Genomic DNA, 1,460 nt, shown 5'->3' on the forward strand with positions numbered 1-1,460 from the left:
GGGGCATCGGCTCGGACGGCGGCAGGCCGGCGGCGCGCTCCTTGAGCAACTCGACGAACTCGTCGCCAATCAGGCGCAGCTCCACCAGTACGCGGGACAGGCGGGCCTGGAAGTAGTTGTAGAAGACCATGGCCTGCACAGCGACCAGGATGCCCACCGCGGTGGCGACCAGGGCCTCGGAGATGCCCGTCATCACCGCCGCGCTGCCGCCGGTGCCGCCGGCCTCCACGTCCAGGCCCAGGTCCTTGAAGGAGCGCATGATGCCGGCCACCGTGCCGAAGAGGCCCACGAAGGGCGTAATCGAGCCGATGGTCGCCAGGATCCACAGGTAGCGGCGAAGCTTGAGGGCCACCTGGGCGCGCTCGCGTTCCACGGCGGCCTCGATTCCGGCGCCCCCGGCGGTGCGGCTGCGCTCCATCCGGTCGAACCCGGCCAGGAAGATGTCGGCGGCCACCGCGTCGGAGCGCTCGGCGGCGGTGCGGGCCGCGAGGACGTCCCCGCGCAGCAGGTGTTTGTTCACTGTCTCACCCAAGGCGCGTGAACGTTCGCCCACGCCCCAGAGCGCGATGATGCGCTCGACGGCGACTATCAGCGCCGCGACCGAGGCGAAGATGAGCAGGGCGAGGGTGACGCCACCCAGGCGGAGGTAATGGAGGATGTCGTTCAGGCTCATTGGTGGGTGACCGGGCAGGGCGGCATGGCCCAGACTAGGACATATGAACCGCGCAGCCGCCGCAATCTTCCTGGTAGTGCTCTGTTCTGGCTGTCCCAAGCGAATCGAGTTCGGCCCCGAGGGAGAGCTCACGGATGCGGACGCCGTCTATCAGCGCGTCGTGAAGAACCAGGAGAACGTCGTCACGCTGGAGGGCGACGCGAAGCTGCGCGCCGAGCTGCCAGACCAGAGCGGCACGCTGAGCATGTTCGTCGCCGTCACCCGGCCGGCCATGCTGCACCTGGAGACGTTCGACTTCTTCAACAGGCCGCTCGCCTCCCTGGTGTCCGACGGACAGCGCTTCGGGCTGTATCAGGCGGATACCAATACCTGGTACCAGGGCCCCGCCAGCCCCGCCAACGTGTCCCGCTTCCTGCCCGTGATGCTGCCGGGCGAGGAGCTGGTGCCCATCATGCTCGGGCAGGTGCCGCTCATCCCTCCGGAGCGGATGACGCTGGCGCTGGACCGCGAGAAGGGCGTCTACGTGCTGACGCTCCACCAGGGCCAGGCGACGCAGGTTCTCGATGTTCACACCAGGTACCTGCGCATCATGAAGAGCCAGGTGCGGGGCATCCCTGGGTATGACCTGGGCTTCGAGGACTTCCAGGAGCAGGGCGGGCTCATCTTCCCGGGCCGGGTGTCGCTGGAGGCGAAGCAGGCGAAGACGAAGCTCCAGGTCCGCTACCAGCAGCTCAAACTCAACGCGCGGCCGGACCTCACACTCTACGAGTTGGTTCCCCCCGAGGGG

The 1,460-nt window shown here is 68.0% G+C and carries 2 protein-coding genes; one reads left to right on the forward strand and one right to left on the reverse strand.

Annotation, left to right across the window (positions count from 1 at the left end):
• Window positions 1-673: MotA/TolQ/ExbB proton channel family protein (locus G4D87_RS37730; RefSeq protein ID WP_163787587.1), on the reverse strand; the 673-nt coding region annotated here is incomplete at its 3' end.
• A gap of 43 nt (window positions 674-716) precedes the next feature.
• Between G4D87_RS37730 and G4D87_RS37735 the strand changes: the two genes are divergently transcribed.
• The coding region (locus G4D87_RS37735) for a DUF4292 domain-containing protein (protein ID WP_163787588.1) at window positions 717-1,460 on the forward strand (744 nt) is incomplete at its 3' end.

Source organism: Myxococcus vastator (assembly GCF_010894475.1).
GTDB classification, from domain to species: domain Bacteria; phylum Myxococcota; class Myxococcia; order Myxococcales; family Myxococcaceae; genus Myxococcus; species Myxococcus vastator.